Source organism: Methylomonas rivi (assembly GCF_024505165.1).
Taxonomy (GTDB): domain Bacteria; phylum Pseudomonadota; class Gammaproteobacteria; order Methylococcales; family Methylomonadaceae; genus Methylomonas; species Methylomonas rivi.
In genome coordinates this window covers 14768-36838 of sequence record NZ_JANIBK010000009.1, presented here as the reverse complement: position 1 = coordinate 36838, position 22071 = coordinate 14768, and the positions used below count along the sequence as shown (strand labels likewise).

Annotated in this window: 21 protein-coding genes; 10 read left to right on the top strand and 11 right to left on the bottom strand. The window is 52.4% G+C overall.

Annotated elements, in window-relative coordinates; translation table 11 throughout:
- Positions 1-603, bottom strand: coding sequence for a ribosome biogenesis factor YjgA (yjgA, locus tag NP596_RS03255; protein ID WP_256613792.1), 603 nt, complete (start codon positions 601-603; stop codon positions 1-3).
- Position 604: 1 nt separating this feature from the next.
- On the bottom strand, positions 605-784 hold the full coding sequence (locus tag NP596_RS03250; protein ID WP_256613791.1) for a hypothetical protein: 180 nt from the start codon (positions 782-784) through the stop codon (positions 605-607).
- Positions 785-979: 195 nt separating this feature from the next.
- Here NP596_RS03250 and rdgC point away from each other — a divergent pair, with 195 nt between their 5' ends.
- Together rdgC and NP596_RS03240 are read left to right on the top strand one after the other, a co-directional pair.
- Positions 980-1888, top strand: a complete 909-nt coding sequence (rdgC, locus tag NP596_RS03245) for a recombination-associated protein RdgC (RefSeq protein ID WP_256613789.1) — start codon at positions 980-982, stop codon at positions 1886-1888.
- Entirely contained in the window at positions 1888-2835 is a 948-nt protein-coding gene (locus tag NP596_RS03240) for a L,D-transpeptidase family protein (protein ID WP_256613788.1), read from the top strand. Before rdgC ends, NP596_RS03240 begins: the two co-directional genes overlap by 1 nt.
- A gap of 64 nt (positions 2836-2899) precedes the next feature.
- Here NP596_RS03240 and NP596_RS03235 read toward each other — a convergent pair whose 3' ends face one another.
- Both NP596_RS03235 and NP596_RS03230 read right to left on the bottom strand, forming a co-directional pair.
- Positions 2900-3178: an Lpp/OprI family alanine-zipper lipoprotein gene (locus tag NP596_RS03235; RefSeq protein WP_256613787.1), complete on the bottom strand. Its 279-nt coding sequence runs from the start codon at positions 3176-3178 to the stop codon at positions 2900-2902.
- A gap of 83 nt (positions 3179-3261) precedes the next feature.
- Positions 3262-3816, bottom strand: a complete 555-nt coding sequence (locus tag NP596_RS03230) for a L,D-transpeptidase family protein (protein WP_256613786.1) — start codon at positions 3814-3816, stop codon at positions 3262-3264.
- Between the two features lie 86 nt (positions 3817-3902).
- Between NP596_RS03230 and NP596_RS03225 the strand changes: the two genes are divergently transcribed.
- Positions 3903-5543, top strand: coding sequence for an alpha-D-glucose phosphate-specific phosphoglucomutase (locus NP596_RS03225; protein ID WP_305891667.1), 1641 nt, complete (start codon positions 3903-3905; stop codon positions 5541-5543).
- Positions 5544-5830: 287 nt separating this feature from the next.
- On the opposite strand, the gene motB is transcribed toward NP596_RS03225, so the two are convergent.
- From motB to NP596_RS03195, 6 genes are all read right to left on the bottom strand, one after another.
- Positions 5831-6718, bottom strand: a complete 888-nt coding sequence (gene motB / locus NP596_RS03220; protein WP_256613785.1) for a flagellar motor protein MotB — start codon at positions 6716-6718, stop codon at positions 5831-5833.
- A gap of 6 nt (positions 6719-6724) precedes the next feature.
- A complete protein-coding gene (gene motA / locus NP596_RS03215; RefSeq protein ID WP_256613784.1) occupies positions 6725-7573 on the bottom strand; it encodes a flagellar motor stator protein MotA in 849 nt (282 codons plus the stop codon).
- A gap of 108 nt (positions 7574-7681) precedes the next feature.
- On the bottom strand, positions 7682-10366 hold the full coding sequence (locus NP596_RS03210; RefSeq protein WP_256613783.1) for an MMPL family transporter: 2685 nt from the start codon (positions 10364-10366) through the stop codon (positions 7682-7684).
- Positions 10367-10368: 2 nt separating this feature from the next.
- Positions 10369-11343 (bottom strand): calcium/sodium antiporter, encoded by a 975-nt coding sequence (locus NP596_RS03205; RefSeq protein ID WP_256613782.1) that lies wholly within the window; start codon positions 11341-11343, stop codon positions 10369-10371.
- Between the two features lie 39 nt (positions 11344-11382).
- On the bottom strand, positions 11383-12210 hold the full coding sequence (locus NP596_RS03200; protein WP_256613781.1) for an undecaprenyl-diphosphate phosphatase: 828 nt from the start codon (positions 12208-12210) through the stop codon (positions 11383-11385).
- On the bottom strand, positions 12200-12418 hold the full coding sequence (locus tag NP596_RS03195) for a hypothetical protein (RefSeq protein ID WP_256613780.1): 219 nt from the start codon (positions 12416-12418) through the stop codon (positions 12200-12202). The genes NP596_RS03200 and NP596_RS03195 overlap by 11 nt, the downstream gene beginning before the upstream one ends.
- Positions 12419-12731: 313 nt before the next feature.
- Between NP596_RS03195 and NP596_RS03190 the strand changes: the two genes are divergently transcribed.
- The 4 genes from NP596_RS03190 (at position 12732) to NP596_RS03175 (ending at position 17903) form a co-directional block, all read left to right on the top strand.
- The gene (locus NP596_RS03190) at positions 12732-13847 is read left to right on the top strand and encodes a hypothetical protein (RefSeq protein WP_256613779.1); all 1116 of its coding nucleotides are present in this window, start codon (positions 12732-12734) and stop codon (positions 13845-13847) included.
- Positions 13848-13866: 19 nt separating this feature from the next.
- A complete protein-coding gene (locus tag NP596_RS03185) occupies positions 13867-14652 on the top strand; it encodes a hypothetical protein (RefSeq protein WP_256613778.1) in 786 nt (261 codons plus the stop codon).
- A 92-nt stretch (positions 14653-14744) separates the two neighbouring features.
- Entirely contained in the window at positions 14745-17210 is a 2466-nt protein-coding gene (locus tag NP596_RS03180) for a DUF642 domain-containing protein (RefSeq protein ID WP_256613776.1), read from the top strand.
- A gap of 63 nt (positions 17211-17273) precedes the next feature.
- Positions 17274-17903, top strand: coding sequence for a VPLPA-CTERM sorting domain-containing protein (locus NP596_RS03175; protein WP_256613775.1), 630 nt, complete (start codon positions 17274-17276; stop codon positions 17901-17903).
- Positions 17904-17991: 88 nt separating this feature from the next.
- Here the strand turns inward: NP596_RS03175 and pgi are convergent, their stop codons facing one another.
- Positions 17992-19632, bottom strand: coding sequence for a glucose-6-phosphate isomerase (gene pgi / locus NP596_RS03170; protein WP_256613774.1), 1641 nt, complete (start codon positions 19630-19632; stop codon positions 17992-17994).
- Between the two features lie 294 nt (positions 19633-19926).
- On the opposite strand from pgi, the gene NP596_RS03165 reads away from it, so the two are divergent.
- The 3 genes from NP596_RS03165 to NP596_RS03155 all read left to right on the top strand — a co-directional run bounded on the left by NP596_RS03165 (position 19927) and on the right by NP596_RS03155 (position 22065).
- Entirely contained in the window at positions 19927-20520 is a 594-nt protein-coding gene (locus NP596_RS03165) for a hypothetical protein (protein ID WP_256613773.1), read from the top strand.
- Positions 20521-20653: 133 nt separating this feature from the next.
- Complete coding sequence (locus NP596_RS03160) at positions 20654-21577, top strand: cupredoxin domain-containing protein (RefSeq protein ID WP_256613772.1); 924 nt, start codon at positions 20654-20656, stop codon at positions 21575-21577.
- Between the two features lie 62 nt (positions 21578-21639).
- The gene (locus NP596_RS03155) at positions 21640-22065 is read left to right on the top strand and encodes a YqaA family protein (protein WP_256613771.1); all 426 of its coding nucleotides are present in this window, start codon (positions 21640-21642) and stop codon (positions 22063-22065) included.
- Positions 22066-22071 lie beyond the last annotated feature (6 nt).

Here is a 22071-nt window from a genome sequence, read left to right as displayed (position 1 = left end):
TTATTGCTCGCTTTCGTCTTCGTCCGAGAGCTCATCCTCCCGCAAAGTATCCGAAGGAAAGACTTGTTGGTCGGCAATTAATTCTTTTAAATACTTATATAGCAGGCGCGACGCCTTAGGCGGTTTACCTTCTTTGGCCTCTTTTTGCCCGTTGCGTTGCAATTGCCTGATATGTTGGCTGTCCGCTTCCGGGTATTCGGTCATGAATAGCGTGAGTTGATGATTGCCGGTATCGGCTAATAACTGCTCGCGCCAGCGTTCGGCTTGATGGTGTTCTCGGACGGCATGCGCGCTTTTATTTTTCATGCGCGCCAGCTTTTCCTCTATTGCTTCGATATCCAGTGTGCGAAATTGAGCGGTGATGTATTTCAATAACCGCTTACGGGCGGCGTTTCTACCCATTTTTCCAGCGTCCAGGAGTGCTTGCTCAATGCGCTCGGGCAGGTTGAATTCGGCAATTTGCGCCGGGGCCAACTCGCAAATCTGTTCGGCCATTGTGGAAATGGCGGCGATTTGCTTTTTTATTTGGGTTTTATTGGGGCGAATCGCATAAAACTCGCTTTCGTCTATCTCTTCGTCTTCAAAATATTCTTCGTCAATCATTTCAAACCATCGCAATTAAAAAAATCACAAACATCACAACCAAACCGAGGGGCAAAAACAGGCTCCGCCAATCGGCCGGGGCTTGTTTGCCGCGCGCCACGGCGGCTTTAATACCGGGCCGCAGCCAAAACAACAGCAATATTGTCATGGCGCCGAGAATAACCATTTCCATGCTGGACATTAAAAAGGCCTATTAGTGTGATGAACAATGTTGGCATAGTAAGCTTATTGGCATTCTAGCAAACCTTTTTAATTGAACTATGTTTAGAAAAATTTCAAGGCCCTGCTTAAACACCGGCGGTGGAGTATTTGTTTGAATAGGTTCTCCCTCCGACATTAATTTGCGATAATCCTCTCCTTTTTGTTGAGCTGATGCATGTGGTTTAAAAATCTTGCCATTTACCGTTTTACGGAATCTTTTTCACTGTCGCCCGAGGATCTGGAGCAAAAACTGCGGCAACATGCGTTTCGCCCTTGCGGCGGGCATGATGAGTTTAGTTTTGGTTGGACAGCCCCCCTGGGCAGGACCTCGGATGCTTTAGTGCATGCCAATAACGGTTTCATGATGATCTGTGCGAAGAAAGAGGAAAAAGTCATCCCCGCTTCCGTGATCAATGAAATGTTGCAAGATAAAATCAGTGAAATCGAAGAGCGCGAAGCGCGTAAATTAGCGGGCAAGGAACGCACCCGTATCAAGGATGAGCTCATTTTTGATTTGCTGCCTAGAGCTTTTTCCTTTTCCAAAAAAACATTCGCTTATATCGATAGCCAAGGCGGTTGGCTTGTGGTCGATGCCGCATCGGCCAAAAAGGCCGAAGATGTATTAAGCCAGCTACGTAAATGCCTGGGCTCGCTTCCCGTCGTACCGATAGGCGCTGCCGTCAAACCTGCTGCCGTTATGACGCAATGGCTGTTGAATCATGATGCGCCGAAGGACATTCTGATTGAAGATGAATGCGAGCTACGCTCATTGGAAGATGAAGGCGGGATTATTCGTTGCAAGCGTCACGATTTGGCGCTGCCGGAAATCAAAAACCATCTTGATAGCGGCAAGCAAGTGATTAAGTTGGCGATGAGTTGGGCGGATAGGTTGTCGTTTGTGCTGGATGAGAGCTTGGCGGTTAAGCGCTTGAAGTTTCTGGATTTGGTTCAGGAGCAGGCGACCGATATTGAGGCGCTTGATGACATCGAGCAGTTTGACGCGGATTTTTCTATTATGAGCGCGGAACTTGCCCAATTCTTTCCGCGTCTGCTTGAATTATTTAATGTCGAGGGTAAGGTCTGATGAAACGCAGCATATTATCGAGTTTACTGGCGTTTGCGACTAGCGCTGCATATGCGCTGACATTGCCAGCGCCCGATCGCCCGGGAGACGGCATCGTCGGCAGTCCGCCATACGAGGTTAAATATGTGGCCGCCAAATATGAAGATACGTTGATCGATATTGCGGTTGAACACCATCTGGGTCAGGATGAGATCGTACTGGCCAATCAAAATGTGGACCGTTGGTTGCCGGGTGCCGGCACGCCGGTGAGGATTCCGACCAGTTTTATTCTGCCGAATGCGCCGCGGCAAGGTATTGTGGTGAATTTGCCGGAAATGCGGGTTTATTATTATCCCAATGCCAGCCAAGTGATCACGTATGCGATTGGCATCGGCCGGGAAAATAACTGGAAAACGCCTCTGGTAAAAACCCAGATTGCAGGCAAAATGGAAAATCCTTCATGGACGCCGCCGCCTTCTATCATTGCGGAGCATTTAGCGGATGGCGATACTTTAGAGCCATACTACCCGCCCGGCCCCGACAATCCATTGGGATTATTCGCCTTTCGGCTGGGCATTCCCGGTTACCTGATTCATAGCACGCAAAAAACCAATGGCATAGGCATGCGCGTTAGTCACGGCTGCATGAGAATGTACCCGGAAGACATTGAAAAGTTTTTTCCCATGGTTAAAGTGGGTACGCCGGTCAATATTGTCAACCAACCCATTAAAGTGGGCTGGTATCACGATACGCTGTACATGGAAGTGTATCCGGAAATGGAAGAAACCCCTGCTACTTTCGAACAGCGTCTGCACTCGGCCCTCAACTTGATCGAACAAGCCAATGGCGGGCAAATGCCCGTCATTAAGGGCTCCATCTTAAAACTGGCCTTAGAAAAGCCGACAGGCCTTCCGATTGCGATCTTTGAGCGCCAGAATCAAACTACCCGCCAAGCAGCACAAAACTGAGGCATAAAAAAAGCCCGTGAGTCTTTTAGCTCACGGGCTTTAAAATCAACAACAGCAATAAAGCTTATTTGTGTTGTGATTTTTTGAACATGCGATCCAATTTGCTGTTGGTGTCTTGAGCGTATTGAGCGGCGCGGTTAGCAGCAGCTTCAGCAGCAGCAGCTTTTGCAGCAGCTTCGGCGGCAGCAGCTTTTGCGGAAGCAGCGTCAGCAGATGCGGCAGAAACTTGTGGTTTCAGAGAATCGATTTGACCTTGCAGGTTTTCGATGTCTGAAGTGCTTGCGCAGCCAGTAGCCAGAGCAGCAACAGCAACAAGTGCGGATAATTTTACAGCTTTCATCATGGTTTTCCCCTTGATTGTGGTTTAAGAAACAAAAAAGAACATACGGTGGCAATTCTCCAACATTTTTTTGGAATTTACCAACATTATTTAACGGTCACAAGTGTGCCTTTTTCAACATACTGGCTCAAGCGGTCAATTTGGTCATTTGTTAGAGCAATACAGCCATGCGTCCAGTCGAAAACCTCATGAACGCTTAAGCTGCCGCTGCCTAAGCCATGTATGCCGATTTGGCCGCCCAGGTCGGTATTCTGAGGCGGAATTTGACCTCTGAACTCCGCTTTGACAATGGCTTCATAAGTATCTTGATCAATCCTGCCATTTTGTAAAGCCTTTTCGGCGTGATCCAAATTCGGATAGGTTAAGCCGAAAAACTTACGGAAAGCGCTTTTTTCATTGATCCAGCCGATCCGATAATTACCCAGCGGCGTAATATCGTCGCCGCGATGTTCTTTGGTGCCTGCGCCTTTGCGGCCGATGACCACATGCTCCAGCACCTCAAGCGTTTCCTCGCCTTTTATGATTTCAAGGTTGCGCGTTTGGGTATCGATAATTAATCTAACGTCGGGATCGGCCGCGCTAAGGCACGGAGCAAGGCAAAAACTTAACAAAACATTGCGAAACAATATTTTCTGTCTCATAACCAATCAGTCTACCTGCAAGTCTATTAAAGATACGTGTTTTGGTGTAACTTAAAGGCTTTAAATTGTCGCATTAAGGGTAGAACATGCAAATAAAAATAAAAACCCATAACACCACTCCCTATGATGACCAAAAACCCGGTACATCCGGGCTACGCAAAAAAGTAAAAGTTTTCCAAAGTCCCAACTACCTGGAGAACTTCGTTCAGTCTATTTTCAATAGTTTAGACGATTTTCAGGGAAAAATTCTAGTTTTGGGTGGCGATGGTCGCTATTTTAATCGCCGAGCCATTCAGGTGATCATTAAGATGGCCGCGGCCAATGGATTTGGAGAGTTGATCATAGGCCAAGGAGGTTTATTGTCCACGCCGGCGGCCTCCAATATTATCCGGAAATATCAAGCGTTTGGCGGTATCGTTTTGTCGGCCAGCCATAACCCCGGCGGGCCGGATGAAGATTTCGGCATCAAATATAATGTCAGTAACGGCGGCCCCGCTCCGGAAAAATTTACCGATACCTTGTATGCCAATACCAAAACCATTAGCGCCTACCAAATAGCCGAAATCGATGACGTCGACCTGGACACCATTGGCGAATTGGACCTTGGCGACCTGAAGATTCGCATCGTCGACCCCGTTGCCGACTATGCGGAACTGATGGCGAAAATATTTGATTTCGACCTTATTAAACAAAGTATAGCCGCCGGCTTGATCACCCTGCGCTTCGATGCCATGCATGCCATCACGGGCCCTTACGCCAAGCAAATTCTCGAAGGCCAGCTCGGCGCGGCTCCGGGTTCCGTGTTTAATGCCGTGCCGCTAGAAGACTTCGGCGGAGGTCATCCCGATCCCAACATGGCGCATGCGCACGAACTGACGGAAATCATGTTCGGCGCCAATCCGCCTGTTTTTGGAGCCGCTTCCGATGGTGACGGCGATCGCAACATGATTATGGGTGCGAATATTTTCGTTACGCCCAGCGACAGTCTGGCAATTATGGCGGCAAATGCCCGCCTTATTCCGGCCTATGCCAAAGGTATCAGCGGGGTAGCTCGCTCCATGCCAACCAGCCAAGCGGTTGACAGGGTTGCCGACAAGCTGAGCTTGCCTTGTTACGAAACCCCAACCGGCTGGAAGTTTTTCGGCAACCTTTTGGATGCCGATAAAATTACCCTTTGCGGCGAAGAAAGCTTCGGCTCGGGCTCCAACCATGTTCGGGAAAAAGACGGTCTGTGGGCCGTGCTGTTCTGGTTGAATTTAATTGCCCGCAAGCGCCAAGCCGTTGCCGACATCGTAAACGAGCACTGGCAAAAATACGGCAGGGACATTTATTGCCGCCACGATTACGAAGCCGTCGATACGGAAATAGCCAACGGTATTCTCGAACATCTGCGCAGCCAGTTAAACAGTTTGCCCGGAAAAAGCTGGGGGGAGAATGTCGTTAAATTTGCCGATGAATTCAGTTATACCGACCCGGTCGACAATAGCGTAAGCGCCAATCAGGGCATACGCATTGGATTTACCAATGGCTCGCGAATCGTCTTCCGCCTGTCAGGAACGGGTACTGTCGGGGCGACATTACGAATCTATTTGGAGCGCTATGAACGCGACATCCTCAAGTATGATCAAGATGCGCAAGTTGCGCTTGCGGAGTTGATCGAAATAGCCGAGCAGCTATGCGAAGTAAAAAAACGCACGGGGCGGACAGAGCCGACGGTAATTACTTGAGGACCGTAATCGCCAATAATTTGTTAGCCCCGCGTAGCGCGGTCCGCAATGGGCTGAAACTGTGAATTAGCCGATTTCGGCAAGTCTATATCGATAATCGACGTTCAAATTTTAATGGTTTCGACGAAGCTAAAGCCGCTACGCCAAGTGTTATCGCAGACAGTCATGCGCTGAAGGTTCGGTATCCGATAACCTTTAATAATTCTCCGGTGCTCAAAATTGGGCAGGGTTGGTAGCGGTTGTTTTGTGCGGAATAAGTACCCGGCTACATTTCAACCGTTGCGGGATCAATGTTTTTCCGGCACGGCACCTTCATGAATCACTTGGTTTTCGGTTTTTTTGTTCATGACGATGATCGAGATGCGCCTGTTCATAGGGTCTTCGGGGTTGTCGGTGTTGTACGGAATACTGGACGCCAGGCCCACGACCCGTAAAATCTTTTCTTCGGCCAGTCCCCCCTGGTTCAGTTGGTGGCGGGCCACGTTGGCGCGGTTGCTGGAGAGTTCCCAGTTGGAGTAGCCGAATTTGTTGCCAGGGAAGGGCAGCGCATCGGTATGGCCGTTGACGGTAACTTTATTAGGCAGCTCATTGATGACGGGGGCCAGTTCGCGCAGAATCATCTTGGCGTGATCTTCTATATCCGAGCTGGCCAGTTTGAACATGGGCCGGCTTTGGGCGTCTATGATCTGGATTTTTAAGCCTTCGGGAGTGGTTTCCAGCTTGATTTGGTCGCGGTATTCGGCCAGTTTGGCGTTGGCGTCCAGCATGGATTCTATTTTGCCTTCCAGTTTTTCCAGTGTTTGCCGTTCCTGCCGTTCGGCCTGTTTGGCTATTTCTTCCGGGGTGATTTCGGCGATGGGCGGCGGGGACGTTTGGCCCATATGCACTTGGCCGTCATCCTTGGAAGCCAGATCGGATCCGCCGCCCTGGATCAGCGAGGCTCTATCGGCCACGCCTTCGCCGGAACTGCTGATGTTGACGCCGAACGGGTCGTGGAAATACTCGGATATGCCTTTTTTGGTGGCGTCGTCGGTGGATCCCAGCAACCACATCAACAGAAAAAACGCCATCATCGCGGTGACGAAGTCGGCATAGGCAATTTTCCAGGCACCGCCATGATGGGCGTGTCGCGGCCGCTTTTTGATTTTCTTGATGATAATCGGGGTTTCGGCCATCGCGGCTTACCCTTTGCCGGCTTTCAGCTGTTCTTCCATTTCGATAAAACCAGGACGGGCATGATGCGGGACGATGGTACGCATGAACTCGACCGTCATGGTCGGCGAGGTGCCTTTGGCGCAATTCAGCAAGCCGGTTTGCGCGCATCGGTAGGCATTAAGCTGGTCTTCCAGGCGGTTTTCCATCACGGCAGTTATCGGGCTGACGAAACCGTAGGACACCAGGATACCCAGGAAGGTGCCCACCAGCGCGGCGGCAATCAGTTTGCCCAGCTCAGTGGGCGGTATGCCTACCGATTCCATGGTATGCACCACCCCCATAACGGCCGCCACGATGCCGAAGGCGGGCATGCCGTCGCCCACCCGCTGCACGGCTCTGAGCGGCACATGCCCCTCTTCAAGATGCACCTCAAGCTGGGCATCGATTAGATCCTCCAAATGGTTGACATCGACGCCGGTCAAAATAAGCCGTAGCTTGTCGCAAATAAATTCCATCAGGCGCCGATCGGCGGCTATTTGTTCTCCGAACATGCCGTTGTAATCCGGGTCGTCCACCACTTTTTCGAGCGACAGCAAGCCTTCCTTTCGGGCCTTCTGGCAGAGAGCGTTGAAACTCAGTAATAATTCCAGGTAAAAGTTTTTGTCATAAGGGCTGGGTTTTAAAGCGGCAAAACTGTCGGCCAAAGCGGCTTTGATGATGCCCAACGAATTACTGGCCAAAAAGGCGCCGCTGCCGGCACCGAGCAGAATCAGGACCTCAACGGGTTGCCAAAGCACTCCGATGTGGCCGCCGGCAAGTGCGAATCCGCCCAAAACGCCGCCTAAAATTACTACATAACCCAAGATTACGAACATGCTGGCCTCAACAGGAAAATCTAACTAGGGGACGAAATAATTGTGGCGGGATATATTCGGACATTCAAGCGCCAAAAGCCGGCTCGGCAGTGGTTGAACCGGGGAAGCTTATGCGGTCTCGACTTGATGTTGCGCCACTTTCGGTTTTAGCGTCAGTTTACTAATGGCCGGCAACAGAATAAAGGTGCTGGTCATGATCCAGAAAATGCCTATGGTAATGACCAAACCCATGCTGGCGATGCCCTGATGCGGCGAGAATGCCAAGCCGATAAAACTGGATATGGTGGTCAAGGCGCCGTAAAACATGCCGCGCGCCGTGCTGGACTGATAAATATTTTGGTTTTCCGACAGGGAGTGGTGCAATTTTTCCACCATGTGTATGCCATTGTCGACGCCCAGTCCCATCAATAAAGGCAGGGCGATGATATTGGCGAAGTTGATCGGCGTGCCGGTAAATACGGTGCTGGCCATGGTGAACAGGCCGGCCAATACCAGCGGCGTCATCACCAGCAGGGTATCGACGATGCTGCGGCGGATGAATAACAGCAGCAGTGCAATTGCCGTCAGCGCAATGATGATGGCCTGTTGAAAGGCGGCTAGTACGGCTTTCATGGATTCCCAATACATGACCGGCAAATCGGTGGCGTCGGGCGCGATGGCCTGTACGTCGGTAATAAAGTTCCGCAAATGATGTAGATCGTTCAGATCTTCCTTGGGGAATATTTGGATACGGTATAAGCCTTCTTTACTCAGCCAGCGTTCCTTCACTTCGGGCGGAATGCTGGCCGGTTGGATTTCCTCGGCCTGAAAGCCCGTCAGCAACTGGTTCATGACGGTGGGCAGGGTGCCGAGCAACGATGTCTGGATTTTTTCGATAAACACGCCGCGATCGGGTTGAAAGCGGGCATTGAGTTCCACCAGTACGTCCTGAAGTTCTTGTTTGAAGGCGCGGAGGGAACGGATTTCGGCCGGGTCGGTTTTTTTAGGCAGGTTGGCGTCGATAGCCGCGATCATGCGCAGAATGCTGGGTTTGGGGTCGGTACCCATTTTCAGCTGCGGGAACGACTGGCTCTGCGGGCCCAGCGTCATCATCATGTCGTCGATAATGCCCAGTTTGTTTTCCTGGTCTTCAGGCACAAAATCGAACAGGCTGACGGTTTTATCCACCGTTTTAAGATTGCCGAGTTTTTCCTGCATGGATTTGGCTTCGTCCGCCGATGACGCCAACACTGTCAGCGTCATCGGCGAAGTGTCGCGGGCTTTCAGCAACTCTTTAAAGGCAATCACCGATTCGGTATGCGGGTCGCGCAAGTTGATGGGATTGAAGTCGGTCTTGACCTGAAACACCAGATAGAGGGCGGCGGCGGTCAGCAGCGCGGTGGCCCAGGTAATGGGTTTGGCGTAATGCAGGGTAAAAGCCGCCAGCCACAAGGATATTTTCGAGGCGCCCGGGTGCTCGCCGCGTTGCAAGGGATGGATGGCGGGCGTCGGCAGAATTTTCAGCAAAACCGGCAGCACGGTCAGGGTGATGAACAAGCAAATGAACAAGCTGGAGCCGGCTAACAGGCCGAGCTCGGAGATGCCTTGGTAGTCGGTGGGGACAAAGGCGTACAGGCCGATCGAGGTGGTGCCGGCGCATAAAATCAGCGATGGACTGGTATCGAGCACGGCCGAGTGTATGGCCCTGAGTTTGTCCTTGCCGTGCAGGTCCAGGTTGTCCCGGTAGCGCAGGCAAAAGTGGATGGCGTATTCCACCCCCAGGCCGATGTTGGATACCGCAAACGCTACCGAAATCAGGTTCAATTCCTTGACCGCCACCGCCGCGAACAAGCCGCAGAAAATCATGCCCAGAGTCAGGGTCAGCAAGGTGGCCAGCATCAGCAGCCAGGAACGGTAGGCGATCAGCAAGATCCCGCAGACCAAAACCAGCGAGAAAATGCTGGCGGTAAACGTGCCTTCGCTCATGCCGGCCATTTCATCGTGTTCCAGGCCCACTTCGCCGGTGATCCATATTTTGACCGTCGGTAAATTGGGATCTTGAATTTTGGCGACCGCGCTGCGAATGGCGTTGATGGCCGGTTCCGCCGGCAGAATCCGGCTGAAATCGAATTTAGGGGTGACGAAAATAAAGGCTTTGTCCGACTGGGCTTCGCTAATGTTGTTTTCGGCAATCAGTTTTTGCCAGGACAGCAAGTCGGTTTCGCCGTTCAGGGTTTTATGCAGCGAGAGGCTGACTTTGTCGATCAAGGACATTAAATCGATCGGCACTTCGCCGGTCGGATTTTCCGCATTCAGCGCGTCTTCAAAAATCGAAAAAAAACCGTTCAGGCTGGGGTCCTGGGAAATGCGGCCGATAAACGGCTGGGCCTGGGCCAGGGTGACGGAAAAATCCTGTAGCTTGTCGGTATCTATATAAAGCAGGCCGTTACGGTGAAAAAATGCATTTTCGTCGGGACGGTAGACAGTGCTGAAATGCTCGGTGTCGGCGCGCAGTTCGCGGCCCAGGCGGTGGGCGGCGGCTTTGGTCAGTTCCGGGCTGGTGGAATCGATGACCACCAACAGGGTATGTACGTCCTGGCCGAAGGCTTTTTCGAATTTACGGCGGTTTTGCTGGAACTCCGACTCGGGTGCGATCAGTTCGGCGGTATCGGTATTTATCGTCAGGTGGCGGCTGGTGTAGTGAACGGCAAAATACCCTAACAGCACGGCGCTCGCCAGCAATAACGCCGGCGAATACATCAGCCAGTTACTCCAGCGGAAGGCCAGATTGCGTAAGTGGATTTCCCTCGGCATGCTTAATGGCTCACCACGGTATTGATCAGATAAAGGGTGTAGCCGGTGTATGCGGTCAGCAAAATCCCGCCTTCCCAGCGATTGATGTTGCCGTTGCCGTTACGGTCGTAACCCATGGCGAATAAAGCCAGCGTCAATAATGTCATCAGCGGCCAATCGCGGTTGATAATGTCGGCCGGGATGTTCATGGGATGAATGACGCCGGCCACGCCGACCACGGCCAGGGTGTTGAACAGATTTGAGCCGATGATGTTGCCCACCGCCAGATCGTGTTCGCCCTTGCGGGCGGCCATGACCGACGAGGCCAGTTCGGGTAGCGAAGTGCCGACGGCGACCACGGTCAAGCCGATGACTAAATCGCTGACGCCCAGGTCGGTGGCTATCGATACCGCGCCCCATACCAGCATGCGCGAACTGATTACCAGCAAAACCAGGCCGGCAAGCAACCAAATCCAGGCCTGATATTCGGACATGGCGTGCGCCTCCAGTTCGGCTTCGACTTCCTGTTCGAAGCTGTCTGCACGGTGTTGTTTCATGCCTTGTACGATCATCCAGACCATGACGCCCACGAACACGATCAATTCCGCCGCGCCGTCCAGGCGGGAGAATTCGCCGTCGTGAAGTTGTATAAATGCAAACAGGGTCACCAATAACAAAATCGGCAATTCTTTTTTCAAGATTTGCGAATGTACGGCAATTGGGCTGATTAGCGCGGTGACGCCCAGAATCAAGGCAATGTTGGTGATGTTGGAACCGTAACCGTTACCCAGTGCAATGCCCGGATTGCCTTGCCAGGCCGACAGGGCGGATACCGACAGCTCCGGCGCGGAGGTGCCGAAACCGACCACCACCATGCCGATTAATAAGGGCGACATGCCTAAATGACGGGCAATGGCGGCGGCGCCTTCGACGAACAAGTCGGCGCTCCAGACCAGAATGATTAAGCCCAGGACGATCATCAACAGTGGCAAAGCCATAACTTACCTATAAAAACAAAAAATGTGGGAAATGTGCGTTCAGTCGACTGTCCATTGCACCAAGCCGCTGTATGCGGTGCCTAGCACAATTAGGCCGAAGGCGATGCGGTACCAGGCGAAAACGATGAAATCGTGGTGGCTGATGTAGCGCAGCAAGCCTTTGACGGCGAGCAAGGCGCTGATGAAGGCCGCGACCAAGCCGACGGCGAACGAGGCTACGTCGCTTTCGACATGCAACAAATCTCGGTGTTTGTACAAATCGTACAGGCTGGCGATGACCAGGGTAGGAATGGCCAGGAAAAACGAAAATTCGGTCGCGGCCTTGCGCGACAAGCCGAACAACAGGCCGCCGATGATGGTGGAACCGGAGCGCGATGTGCCGGGAATCAGCGCAAAAGCCTGGGCGATGCCGAGCTTGAAGGCGTCCAGCATGCTCAGGTCGTCGACACTGTGCACGCGGATTTTATGCTCGCGTTTTTCCGCCCAGATAATGACGAAAGCGCCAACGATAAAGGCCAGCGCCACCGGTACCGGTTTGAACAGCAAGGCTTTGATATGTTTGCCGAATAGCAAACCCAAGCTGGCCAGCGGGATGAAGGCGACGGCCAGATTCAGTACGAATTTTTGCGCCTGCCTGTCGCTAGTCAGGCCGGCAAGTACCGAAGCGATTTTGCCGCGGTATTCCCAGCAAATCGCCAGGATCGCGCCAACCTGTATGACGATGGTAAACAACTTGGCCTTATCGTCGTTAAAGTCGAGCAGGTCCCCGGCCAGAATCAAATGTCCGGTACTGGAGATGGGCAGAAACTCCGTCAGGCCTTCGACGACCCCCAGGATGAGAGATTTGATCAGTATTTCAATGTCCATATCGGCAGACTCCATACCAAACCGGCACACGGGGAAAATTCAGCATGTTGATCAGGTAGTTATTGATAGAAGGATTAATGATGGGCAGGGCAAAAAGCCATGCAAACGGGGCGGGATTATAGTCGAAATATCCGTTCTTTCGTAGCTTTAACGTCCGGGCAATCGACTCTGCTTGGGCCGGATCGTGCCGGCCGGCGTCGATATTCAAGCGGTTCGAGTTAACGCATCGCGGCGGCCGTTCGAACGCAGTCGCCGGAATAGTGCGCGGGAAAGTAAGGGAAATGCCACAACGAGTAGGGCAAATCACGGCTTTTGGCGATTGGATGCAAGCGATCCCAGTGGTTGATGGGGTTGTAAGTAAAGAATTACATGGACTTGGGGAATTGGCACGGATATTGGTTTATTAAAGGGTAACAGTATTACAACGTTGGAATATTGTTAATGGCGACTGGCCGGCGGTTTGTCGCGGCATAGGCCATATTTCACGCATTCAATTTAATGAAACCAGAAACGGAAAAGGTATGAGTACAAACTTTCAATTAACGGCGGTAGCCGGCTTGCTGGCGGTAAGCGGTATCTCGCAAGCGGCATTGACCACGTCCAGCGGAGCGGTCGGCTTTAGCGGATCGGCCTCGGTGTCCGCCAGCGGCACTTCGGTCGCATCGGCAAGCAATAGCAACAATAATGCATCCATCGCCAATGTTTCATTGGGACAATTTAATGCGGCTAACGGTGTATTGACGGGGGTTGATCTGCAATTGACCTCAAACCGCCTGCAAGTCATCGACGGGTACGGCTATAAAAATAATGGGCCCGGCAGAGACGCAAGCGGAAGCGGTAGCAGTACCGCTGCTTTGGCCGCGATTGGCGCGGCCGCCAATTTTTCTACCGCCATTTCCCAAACCGGCGGAGCCTGTTCGTTGGCCATGGGACCGACAGGCTTTACCGAATGCAGTTGGGGGCCAAACTCATCCGCGGCAACGGCTACCAATGCGACTGCAAGCGTGGCAAATTCCAATCTGGATGATTATGTTGGTAACGGCTCTGTCAATGCGGCTTTATCTCTGCCTACGTTGCAAGCCACAACCACTCTCAGTAGAACCCAAGGCCAAACCAGCGGCTCCACCACCCATTATTCGGTTGAGTGGGCGGGCGACTTGCAAGCCAATTACAGTTATTTGCTGCATGCAGCGGCTTCATTCGACGGCAGTTCGGTTTCCAATGTGTTGACGCTGGATTTCGGCAACGTTGCTCAAAATAGCGCGGCATCACTGAATTTCGCTTTGTTCAATATGGCCGACGCCGACCGTATCGGTCTGGATCTGGATGGCGTTGTCGGCAGCGGCGACACGGCTGCGTTCGAAACCGGTTTGTCCGCTTTCGCCGACTTGGCGCAAGGCGGCAGCCAAGCCTTCGTTGCCAATTTACTGACCGCCAATACCGGCGCCTTCAGCGCGCAATACCTGCTGAATCTGTCCGATGCTGATTTGGGCGCCGGCAGCACGCGGCAAACTTATCAATTGACACTGAATCTGGTCGGCAACGTGTCCGCTGTTCCGGTGCCCGGCGCGGTTTGGCTGTTCGGCAGCGCTTTAGCCGGTTTGGTGGGCGTCGGCAGACGTAAACAAACCTATTAACAGTTAATTGAGGAAAATAATGAAACAATTGCTAATCAAAAAAACACTGCTTGCCGGCTTGATGCTGGGCGCTTTTTCCTGGTCATCCGCGCAAGCCGAAACGGTGACATTACTGGATGAAAATTTCGATGCCGGCATGCCTAGTTCGGCTCAGACGCTTGGAACTTCGGTCAACCTGAGATCAGGCACGGACACGATAAACACCTACAACGCCGGCAATCCGAATCAACGTTTCAGCTTGGCCGCAGGAACCACTTTCTTTAATAACAGCGCGACGAATAAATTCCTGGTTATGGGGGACGATAGCGGGCAATTGGCCGGCTCGCCGAGTGATGGAACTTTCGGCTTTGCCACGCCGTTTAGCTTGGCGAGCGGCACAACCGATATTACCGTCGGTTTCGATTGGGTTTTCAGCGCCTTCGTGCTGGGCGGAACCGGCGGCAGCACCGACCGGTTCAAGGTCGGCATCGGCGGTGCCGGTTTCGATATCAATTCACCGCTAACCACATCGGTTACGGTTTTAGACCAATCAATCGCTAGCGTCGGCAAAGTGTACGGTCCCGACAGCGTCACCTTGGCCGTTGCCAGTCTGGGTGCGGCTGACGCCAATGGCCAGTATTGGTTGAGTTTCGGCTTGTTCGAAAATACCGGTACCAATCCAACCACCAACAGCGCGGTCGGCATCGACAACCTCACAATCACCGCCAATGTGGCGCCGGTTCCCGTGCCCGCGGCCGTCTGGACTTTCTTGTCCGGCTTCATGGGTTTGCTGGCACTGGGCAAACGTAATCGTCCGGCCGTTTGATCGTTTGTGAAAGCCGGCTCGGAAGCGGCTTGCCGACCGGCTTTCAGGCGCAAGGCCAAGACGATTCGGGCAACTATGACGCGAGAGAATTCATGAAAATTATAAAAACCATCCTGCTGATGCTGGCGGCGGCACTGCCGTTATCGCCGGCAACAGCCGCCAATCTATTAAACAACGGCGGCTTCGAAAGTCCGGGTACCGTCACCACCTATCTGTTTCTATCCAATAACGCCACCAGCGTTACCGGCTGGACCGCGATAGATGATGGGGTCGGCGAAAGACCCTATTTGATGAACAAAAATCGTCCCGGCGGCAATTACACCAGCCGAGTCGTCGAAGGCATTTATGCCATGGCGATCAATCAGGGTTCCGGCATCAAAACCACCTTCCCGGTCACCGCCGGCGTGACTTACACGCTGTCGTTCCAGGCCCGCAAGGGCACGACCGCCGGCTATACGCCGCTGGAAATCTCGGTGGCCGGCTTCAATACCGCTTTTTCCAACGTCAGCGGCAGCTTTCAATTGCTGGCCTATACCTTTACCGCCAGTGCCACCAATCCGGCGGCGGAACTCAGGTTTTTCAACAGTGCGCCGACGCCCGATTACAAGACCTATGACATTGATGCGGTGGTGGTCGAAGAAGGCACCGGTCCGAGCGTTCCGGTTAATCCTTTTGCCGGCGACCCGGCCGATGCGGGCGATCCGGCCTTCAGTAGCAGCCATTTCTCGGGTTCGCAAAATTGCGCGATGTGCCACAACGGCATCGTCGACAATCAAAGCAAGGATGTGTCCATCGTCACCGACTGGTCGTCGACCATGATGGCGAACTCCAGCCGAGATCCATTTTGGCGGGCCAAAGTACGTAGCGAAATGGCGCGTCATCCCGAGTTGCAAGGCGTCATTAACGACAAATGCAGCAAGTGCCATGCGCCCATGGCTAATGCTCAAGCCAAAAAAGACAACACCATCGCCAGCCAAACCATTTTCGACGGCGGTATTCTGGATGTCGGCCACGCCAAACACAATGCGGCAATGGACGGCGTCAGTTGTACCTTGTGCCACCAGATTCCGGCCACGCCGGCTTTGGGCACGCTGGCGACCATGTCCGGCAACTATGCAATCAACGATACAAAAACCATCTACGGCCCTTACGGCGGACCGGGCGATACCGCGCTGTTCACGATGCCGATGGTGATGCATACCGGTTATACGCCGACCTATGGCGCGCATACCAAGGACTCCAAACTGTGCGCGTCCTGCCATAACTTGAAAACGCCGTATGTCGATGCGGCCGGCAACGTGCTGAGCACCACGCCGGAAAGCGAGTTTCCCGAACAAACCCCGTATATGGAGTGGGAACAAAGCAGCTATGTCGGCCAAAAAAGCTGCCAGGGTTGCCACATGAGCCGTTCCGATGGGGTGAAAATCTCCACCATGGGCATGTCCGGGTTGCGTAACAACTTCGCGATTCACGACTTGGTCGGCGCCAACAAGTTGATGCTGGATATTTTGAATAACAACAAAAACCAGCTCGGCGTGTTGTCGAACAATTTTGCCGAAACCCTGGCCAAAACCGACGCGATGCTGAAAAGCGCGGCGACAGTCAGTGTGGTCGAACAACGTTCAACGCCGAATGCGCTGGATTTTACTTTGCAAATCAACAGCACCACCGGTCACAAATTGCCGACCAGCTATCCGTCAAGGCGGGCCATTCTGCACGTCACGGTGACCGACCCGCAAAACCGGATCGTTTGGGAATCGGGCAAGGTCAATGCCGACGGTAGCGTCGAAGGCGTCGATGCCGACGACAACGGCAATACCTTCGAGCCGCATTACGACCAAATCACGGCGGAAGATCAAGTACAGGTCTATGAAGCCATCATGGGCAACAATGAAGGCGAAGTGACCTACACCCTGCTGCGCGGCAAGGAATACCTGAAAGACAACCGCATTCTGCCGCCCGGCTTCGATAAAGCCGCTGCGCCTGCCGACGTGCGGGTTGTCGGTGCCGCTTTGTCCGACAGCAACTTCATCGGCGGCGGCGACCAGATCGGCTATCGGATCGGCGGTTTGCCGGCGGGTGATTACACGGTCAAGGCCGAATTGGTTTACCAAACCCTGTCGCATGCGTATGCCGAGGACTTGTTTGCGGATACTGCAACGCCGGAAGTGGTGGATTTCAAAACCATGTTCGATGCGTCCACGCAAAAATCCACGGTAATCGCTAGTGCCGAATTCGCCGGCTCGGTTGTCGCTCCGCCGGCGCCGGATACCGACGGCGACGGCGTGGCGGATAATCTGGATAACTGCAAACGGGTGGCCAACGCCAATCAGCGCGATACCGACGGGGACGGCTACGGCAATATTTGCGATGCGGATTTCAATCAGAACAAGGTGGTTGATCCTACCGATCTGTCAAAACAAAAGGCTTTGCTGGGAAAAGTATCTCCAAATGGGCATGAAGATTTGAATGGAAATGGGATCGTCGACCCAACCGACTTGAGTATCGCCAAGGGATATTTGGGGAAAATGCCGGGGCCGTCGGGCGTTGCACCCTAATTTTTGTCGAGGGGATCGGCCCGCGACACGGGGCCGATTCCTGCACAAATAGAGAAATTTGTAATGAATACATCAACATCAAATAAATTCGGAGAATATATGAACGAAATTTTTAAGAAGCCTGTTTCGATTGTGAGTGGCTTGGTCATCCTTGTGATGTTTGCAGGCCCTGTTTCGGCTACCGTTTTAGCGCCGAATACCGTGATGTTCAGCCAAGGCAATGTTATCAACGCGAGCGAGGGCGACACGTTGACATTGGATCTAAGGGGATATAATTTTACCCAAGGACCTGACGGGGCCGCCTTTTCGCTAAATTGGAATCCATTGGTCTTGAGTTATGTCGGTAGTACGGTTGCCAATCCGCCATGGGATAGCGCTTTTGTCAGCGATGAAAATTCAGGCAGTATTGATTACGTTTTTCTAAGTAAATTAACGGCGGGCGATGCCGGAAATTCTTTTGCCATCGCCTCGTTCACCTTCGGCATTTTGGGTGCCGTGGGCTCGGAAACAACGATTAGCATCGGGAATCCCGCTTTTGATGATACTGGCTTTACTTTACCGGGTGGTGCCTTGGTTGATGTGAATTATGTCAACAGCCAAGTGCATGTGGTGCCTTTGCCTGCCGCGGTATGGATGTTCGGCGCCGGTTTGGCGGGTGTGCTGGGTCCGATGACCCGCCGTAAAAAGGCTTAAGCATTCGCTTAAAATGCATTTAAAAACCCGGCTCGGCCGGGTTTTTTGTGCGTGCGTTACGGCGCGCAATCCAAATGGACAAAACGGATCACGCCTTGCGCAGTTTTTTATAAGTGTTGATCAAACCATTGGTGGAACTATCGTGGCTGTTGATTTCGTCTTCGTTTTTCAGTTCCGGCAAAATGGCCTTGGCCAGCACTTTACCGAGTTCCACTCCCATCTGGTCAAAGGAATTGATGTTCCAGATCACGCCTTGCACGAAGATTTTGTGCTCATAAAATGCAATCAATGTGCCCAAGGTTCTGGGGGTCAGTTTTTTGAACAGAAACGAATTCGAGGGCTTGTTGCCTTCGAAAATTTTCGACGCAATCAGGGCGTCGTCCAGTTCGGGCTGGTGGCTTAAATCCTGTCTGACTTCCGCTTCGGTTTTGCCGCGCATCAGGGCTTCCGCTTGCGCCAGAAAGTTGGAAATCAAAATGTCGTGATGGTCCGGCAAATCGTACTGGCTTTGCGCCGCGGCCAGAAAGTCGCCGGGAATCAATTTGGTGCCCTGGTGGATCAGCTGAAAAAACGCATGCTGGCCATTGGTACCGGGTTGGCCCCAGATAATCGGTCCGGTGTTGTAATCGACCTTTTCGCCGTTGATGGTGGCGCTTTTGCCGTTGCTTTCCATGTCGCCTTGTTGAAAATAATCGGCGAAATACTTTAACGATTGTGCGTACGGCAGAATGGCGTAAGTTTCGGCCTCGAAAAAGTTGTTGTACCAAATGCCCAGCAAACCCATGATGACGGGGATATTTTCCTCGAACGGCGCATGCCGGAAGTGCTCGTCCGCCAGATGGGCGCCCGTCAACAATTCCTCGAAATTATCCATGCCGATATACAGGGCGATGGACATGCCGATCACCGACCACAGCGAGTAGCGTCCGCCCACCCAGTCCCAAAATTCGAACATGTTGCCGGGGTCGATGCCGAATTCCTTGACCTTTTCCTCGTTGGTGGAGATGGCGATGAAATGCTGCGACATGTGAGCGGGGGCTTTCGCCGTATTCAAAAACCAGTTGCGCGCCGAACGGGCGTTGGTCATGGTTTCCTGAGTGGTAAAGGTCTTCGAGGAAATCAGGAACAGGGTGGTTTCGGGGTTGAGAGGCTTTAAGGTTTCGACAATGTCGGTTTGATCGACATTGGATACGAAATGCGCTTTCAAGCCTTCCATGCCGTAAGGCGCCAGGGCTGTATCGACCATTTTCGGGCCCAGGTCGGAACCGCCGATGCCGATATTGACGATGTCGGTAATCCGTTTGCCGGTAAAGCCCGTCCAGGCTCCGGAGCGTACTTGTTCGGTGAAAATCCGCATTTTTGCCAGAACTTTATTGATTTCCGGCATCACATCCTGGCCGCGAAACAGCACCGGGCTGTTGCCGCGGTTTCTTAAGGCTGTGTGCAATACCGCCCTTTTTTCGGTGGTGTTGATAATCGACCCTGAAAACATGGCTTCGGTTTTGGTGCGCAGTTCGGCCCGGTTTGCCAAATCGATCAGCAAAGGCATGGTTTGCTCTGTAATCAGGTTTTTCGAATAATCGAACAGTAAGTCGTTAAAGGTGACGGAGAACTTATCGAAGCGGTGAGGGTCTTTGGCAAAAGCCTCTTTCATGCAAAATTGGCCGGCAATTTCCTGGTGATGTTGTTTGGCGGCGTTCCATTCGGGAGAGTCGATTAATTTGGACATATTTTTTGTGATAACTCGGATAGGGGAGCCCTCGGAGATGCCGGCTTATGGGCAGTAAAAAGAGCATTCCCACATTATAAGGATTGTCTTTTGCCGATGACAAAAAAAATTCCGTTAAGCGGGCGGGCGCGGAATGCCATATAAGTAATACCTTTATTTGCTATGGACGATGTGCTAGAGTTAAAGCCGATTTTGGCGGGATTGCGGTCCTAGGTTTAAGGATCGCAATCCTAAATCGCATCATGCTTAACGGCATGAATAATAATAAAATTATTAACAACGGGAAGGGTAAACATGAAAACAACGCGTATTTTCAGAAATAGTCTTTTTGCTCTCGTCGGGCTGATTTTTTCCGCGTCGGCCTGGGCGCATGGCGGTGCGGCCGGTACGGATACCGACCAGTGTAAGTTCGAACTGGAAAAAGATCATTGGATTCATTACACCGCCTACCAACCCAAAGCCTATCCGGCGGAAGAATTCTGCGGCAATATTCCCGACACCGATTCATTGATCCAGCTGGTATTCGATTATCAGGATCAGCGCTACCGCGATAGAGCCATTGAGTTTGAAGTCACCAAAGAGCCGGAAGGCACTCGGGTTTTCTATCAAGAGCCCAAAAAACACAAATCGGGCACCGTGATTTTGAATTTGGATAACGGCGTGCCGGAAGCCGGTAAATATCTGATCCATATTACTTTGCTCCAAGACAGCGGCGAGCGTCTGGATGCCCATATGAGCTTTAAGGCCGGCGGCGGTCAACCTACCAGTAAAGGTAGCTATGGCTTATACGCATTGGTGTTGTTCGCGGGTCTTTACATCACCTATTTGTCTCATGCCGGCTTCAAACGAAAAGTGGATGAATTGATGGGTAAAGCGAAAGAGCTTTAAACTTATCGGCGTTCATCCTGTCATTACATGCGGACAGGATGAACGATTTGCCTTTTCCGCATCCCGCGCCCGTCTGTCGGCATGTTGTTCATGATTTTTTAAATTTCGACTTTGTTATAGAGGAATTGCTCTAATGGTCAAAACAGTATCGATTGCCGCCCTGGTTTGTGCGCTTTCTGTTTCAGGTGTTTCCGCGAAAGAGTTTCAGGAGCACAAAAACATGATGAACCATGGCGACGGCCACTTGATGGACATGGATGGCGGCATGGTGATGGGGCAAAACACGGATACTTTACCCGGCGGCTGCGACAAAATTGCGGGCACCAAGGAACTTACGGTGCATGCAGGGCATAAATATTCCGAAAAATTTCCCGGCACCATGTGGGCCTTCGATCAGCAGGAATATCAATTCGAACCGTGCACGAAATTGACCGTGCATTTTATCAACGATGACGAAATCCGCCATCAATGGATGATGCATGGTTTGCCCAAGTATCTGTATCCGAAAGGCATGTTTCACCTGGAAGTCAGCGGCCCGGGCAGTGTGTCCGGTACGCTGATTTTGCCGCCCGGCGATAAAACCTATCTGGTGCATTGCGATATTGCCCAGCATATGGAAAAGGGTATGAAGGCTCAGTTGAAAGTGGGTAAAGGCTCCGAAGATTTGCCCAGCATTCCAGGGCTGACGGCCAGCGTTTTTCCCGACGATTACAGCGGCAAACCGTTCTCGGCCGAAGCGTTCGAGGCCCAAGAAGCGGCGGCCAGAGTTGCGGCCGCGGCGTTGGAGGCCTCGGCATCCCAGCCCAAAGCGCAGAGCGGTGATACCGTCGCGGCGGCCGACGACTCTTTTCTGTCGGGCGTCAGCGTGGTGGGTTTGGCCATCGGCGTTTTGGTTGCCCCTTTGTTGGCAAAACGCTTTAAAGGCATGAGCGTGGGAGAAGTTATCGCCACGGTATTCGAATGGATTTCCCAAGCCATCGGTTTTGCGGTAAATATCATAAGCAAATTGCTGAAAAAACTTTCAAGCAAAAAAGCCATTCCGCTGCCCGATAAATAAACTAAGCGATTTAAAGCCCCTGAAACACCGCGTTTCAGGGGCTTTTTTATGGGAGAAAGAAATTGCAATTGGAGACGTTCGGCATGGCGGGGTTGTTCATCAGCGCATTCATATCCTCGACCATAGCCCCCGGCGGTTCGGAAGCGGTATTGGCGTATTTGGTGAATAGCCGGCAGCATGCAGTCGAGCAACTGGTGATGGTCGCCACGGTCGGCAACACATTGGGGGCGTTGACCACTTGGTGGCTGGGGATGTGGGCGGCAAAAAAATATCCCGCGGAAACCTTGTTGACGGGCAAGCAGCGTAAATCCTTGCGGACAGTCAGACAGTGGGGCAGTTGGGCGCTACTGTTTTCCTGGTTGCCCGTCGTGGGCGACGGTTTATGTTTTGCCGCCGGCTGGCTGAGGCTGTCGCTATTTTCTTCAATACTCGCTATTTTTTTTGGTAAGGCACTGCGTTATATTGCGGTTGCTTACGCATTTATTTAATTGTAC